General features: G+C 40.3%; 4 protein-coding genes. All 4 read left to right on the top strand.

Annotated elements, in window-relative coordinates; all coding sequences use genetic code 11:
* The coding region (locus ACT3RM_RS16895; RefSeq protein WP_444511448.1) for a response regulator at positions 1-3,069 on the top strand (3,069 nt) is incomplete at its 5' end.
* Positions 3,070-3,086: 17 nt separating this feature from the next.
* On the top strand, positions 3,087-3,575 hold the full coding sequence (locus ACT3RM_RS16900; RefSeq protein WP_441836107.1) for a GNAT family N-acetyltransferase: 489 nt from the start codon (positions 3,087-3,089) through the stop codon (positions 3,573-3,575).
* 76 nt (positions 3,576-3,651) lie between these two features.
* A complete protein-coding gene (locus ACT3RM_RS16905; RefSeq protein WP_441995346.1) occupies positions 3,652-4,131 on the top strand; it encodes a hypothetical protein in 480 nt (159 codons plus the stop codon).
* Positions 4,132-4,146: 15 nt separating this feature from the next.
* Positions 4,147-4,460, top strand: a 314-nt coding sequence (locus ACT3RM_RS16910; protein ID WP_444511449.1) for a superoxide dismutase, incomplete at its 3' end; no start/stop codon positions are given.

Here is a 4,460-nt window from a genome sequence, read left to right on the forward strand (position 1 = left end):
CATTTTGCCGGTGAAAGTGACTATTATGTCGGCGAAGCACGCATGAAGCACAAAAACGGCCACTGGGTTTGGGTACTTGATACCGGCCGAGTTGTGGAATGGAATAGTGATGGCTCGCCAAAACGGATGATTGGCACACATTTAGATATCACTGAGCGCAAAGAAATCGAGTCACAATTACAACAAAACCGTGATCGTTTTGCTTCTTTAGTGGGGAATATTCCCGGCATTGTATATCGCTGTCAACCGGATAAACAATGGACCATGCTTTACATGAGTGAACAAACAAAGTCCATAACAGGTTATCACCCTGAGGATTTAGTTAATAATCACAAACTAAGTTTTGCTGAAATTATTCACCCTGATGACGTACAACAAGTTGAAACCGCAATTTTTGAAAAGGTAAATCAACATTTGCCTTGGTCAATTGAGTATCGACTAATAGCGCATGATGAAAGTATTCATTGGGTGCACGAAAAAGGCCAAGCTGTGTATGATGCGCTAGGTGATATTAGTTATCTGGATGGTTTTATATTAGACATAACAGAGCGGTATAACACCCAAACTCAGCTTTATCGTCAACAGAGTTTACTTGAATCAATGAGTAAGCAAGGAAAAATTGGCGCATGGGAAGTGGATTTAACGCTACAAACTATTTATTGGTCAGATGAAGTTAAAGCAATTCATGATGTTGAGAATAACTACGAACCGGTGCTTAGTGAAGCCCTCGATTTTTATAAACAAGGTGAAAACCGCGATAAAATTATTGAACTGTTTGATTTGGCAGTAAGTGAGGGGAAGGCATGGGAAGCAGAGCTTGTTATTGTAACTGCAAAAGGGAAAGAGTTATGGGTTAAATCGATGGGCCAAGCTGACTTTCAAGATGGTAAGTGCGTACGCATTTATGGCTCTTTTCAGGACATAAATGATTATAAAGCAATGCAACTTGAGCGTGAAAAAGCCAGTCGTTATAACAAGCATTTGGCTAGTTTAACGGTTTCTCCTGAAGTGCTTTCGGGGGATTTTGAGCAAGTAAAAGATATTATTGCGCAATCGATGACTGAGTTGTTAGGTGTTGATCGTGCATCAGTATGGATTTTTGATGCAGCAGCGCAAGAAATGCATTGCTATAGCTTATACGTTAAAGAGCAAGGCTACATTAAGCAACCAGTAGTGCTTAAAATTGTTGATTATCCAAATTACTATCGTTATATGTTTGAGCAAGGCGTTATTGCGGCGGTTGATGTTAATAAGCATCCCGCTATATATGAGATGATTGAAGGCTATACAAAACCCCTTGGTATAACCTCAATGTTGGATGCAGTTATATCAACAGGTGAAGGGATTTTAGGGGTACTTTGTGCTGAGCAAGTCGGCACTCATCGGGTTTGGAGTCAACAAGAAGAAACCTATTTACGCTCTTTGGCAACATTAGTTGGTAGTGTGATTATAGCCCAGCGCCGTAAAAAAACCGCAGAAGAGTTAAAATTTGCGCTGATAAAATCTAACGATGCAGCAACGGCAAAAAGTCAGTTTTTAGCTACTATGAGTCATGAGATACGTACTCCGATGAATGGCGTGCTTGGCATGCTTGAGTTGATCCAACTAGAGCCGCTGAGTAAACCTGTTGAAACCAAAGTGGGTATTGCAAAAAATAGCGCCCATTCATTATTGTCAGTTATTAACGATATTCTTGACTTTTCAAAGATTGAAGCCGGTAAAATTGAGCTGGAAACTATTAACTTTAATGCTCGTGACTTAATTGGTGAAATTGCTGAATCACAAGCGTTAAAAGCACAAGAGAAGGATTTAGAAATAATTCTCGACCTTGTAGCTATTAATCCATCAGAGCTTAAAGGTGATCCTGGGCGAATTCGTCAAGTGCTAACTAATTTACTCAGTAATGCAGTTAAGTTTACAGCTCACGGCGATATTATTATTAGTGCAAATATGAGTGAGACTGCTGATAACTTTCTACTTTCATTAAAAGTAAAAGATTCTGGCATCGGCATAGATAAAACCAAGCAAAGCCAATTGTTTAGCCCTTTTTCGCAAGTTGATGCGTCTACAACCCGCGAGTACGGAGGCTCAGGTTTAGGGTTAGCCATTTCTAAGCAGCTATGTGAAATTATGGGGGGAACAGTCACACTTCAAAGTGAAGTGGGCGTTGGTAGTGAGTTTACAGCCACCTTTATGCTCGAAGCAGGAAGTGAGCAAGAGCGTAGTATTCCTAAGGCCGATATGAGTAAACTAACGGTGTTGGTGGTTGATGATAATGAAACGAATCGTATTGTGATTAGTCAACAATTACAACATTGGGGGGCAAAAGTTGAGCTTGCCTGTGATGGCTATACAGCTATTAGTTTATGTAATGCACGAGTTGCGGCGGGGCAGCCGCTTTATGATATTGCGGTGCTAGATATGCAAATGCCACAAATGGATGGCATAACTTTATGTAGAAAACTTAAAAGTAACCCGCAGCTACATGCAATGCCTTTAGTTATGATGACCAGTATCGCTGGCATGGAAGGCGCGCAGCGATATAGCGATGCAGGTTTTCAAGCTTACTTTGCAAAACCAATAACGACAGCCGATCTTATTTCAGCTTTAGCTGTTATTACAGCTAAAAGTGAGAAAGATGAACTGCCCCTTGTTACATCAAGTTATATCTCGTCACTGCGTTCGAATAATAAAAATAAAAAACTATTGTTAGTGGAAGATAACCCGATAAATCAGCAGGTTTCAACGCTTATGTTAGCTAAATTGGACTACCAAGTGACGCTTGCAGAAAATGGTCAGCGAGCAATTGAAATATTAAAAGAAAGTGAAAAGGGTGAGTTTTATTTAGTCTTGATGGATTGTCAAATGCCTATTATGGATGGTTTTGATGCGACCCGTGCAATTCGTCAAGGTCGAGCGGGCGCTGAACATCAAGATATTACTATTATTGCATTAACGGCCAATGCAATGGATGAAGATAAAGAGCAGTGTTTAGCGGCTGGTATGAACGATTACCTATCTAAACCTATTCAACTACAAATACTTAAAGATAAATTAGAACAATATTAGGATAAAACCAAGACATTATGACTCATAACACCTTAACCATAAGAGATGCATGCCCATCGGACGCTGCTACTATTTTGCATTTTATTACCGAACTTGCGATTTATGAAAAACAGCCCGATGCTGTTAAAACTAACGAACAAGCCATTTTAAAAACCCTCTTTAGTGAAGGGGCAACCGCTCATAGTTTGCTTTGTTTAGAAGGTGACAAGCCTGTTGGTTTTGCAGTTTACTTTTATAACTATTCCACTTGGCTGGGTAAAAATGGGCTGTACTTAGAAGATTTATATGTTAGCCCAGACAGCCGTGGTAAAGGGGCGGGTAAAGCAATTATGACTCACCTTGCGCAGCAAGCAATAGCTAAAGACTGCGGTCGTTTTGAATGGGTGGTACTTGATTGGAACCAGACTGCTATCGATTTTTACAACAGTATGGGCGCTGAACCACAAGATGAGTGGATTATCTATCGGTTAACCGGGCAGGCATTGGTAGATTTATCCAAAAGGTAGTATAAATAAAAATCATTTGCATTTAAGTTGTATGGAGTGTAAGTTTAATACTCTCATTTTCAGTGCAGGTGGTTTGATGATGTCTACTCAAGTAAAAGAATTCATGCCTATAATGGTTGAGCAGGCATTAAGCCCGTGGCAATCTAATATCATAGCGGGTAACTATGCATTCGAGCGCGGTGCGTTACTTGAAGCGCGTGATAAGTACACTACGGCATATACTCATGCTGCCCATTTACTAAATCAATTTAGGCAAACAAAAGCCAGCCAATCTACACTCAAAGCAATTGAGTATTGCTGTCCGGCACTAGTTGTCGCAGCTCATAACTTAGCTGATACTTACCGAGCAATGAGGCAAGCAGATCATGCTTGCCAGTGGTTATGTGATATCCATGTCACATTTAGCCAGCTTCTTCTGCATCCTAGTAATAATGTGCGAGCCGTGGTGATCCACCATCATCATAGAACCTATTCTGAATTGGTGCAGTTTGCGAAATTACATAACCATAATCCAAAACTGATAGAACAGATTAACCATACATTGAGAATCCAATAGCTAGAAGGAGCAACTATGGCTTTTACCTTACCTGCGTTATCGTATGAATACGATGCGCTGGAACCACACATTGATACTAAAACGATGCAAATTCATCATACTCTACATCACCAAACGTATGTTAATAAAGCAAATGCAGCTTTAAAGAATACGGAGTATGAAAATACCGATGTGCATGAATTACTTGCCAATATTGCATCATTGCCAGAGGCGCTACAAAAAGCAGTGCAAGAACACGGCGGAGGACATGCGAACCATTCATTATTTTGGACGATTATGGGTCCAGAGGGAGGTTGTCAACCAAAAGGCGTTCTGCTTAGTGCAATTAC

The organism is Pseudoalteromonas sp. AOP7-A1-14 (assembly GCF_052376275.1).
In the GTDB taxonomy this organism is placed as follows: Bacteria; Pseudomonadota; Gammaproteobacteria; order Enterobacterales; family Alteromonadaceae; genus Pseudoalteromonas.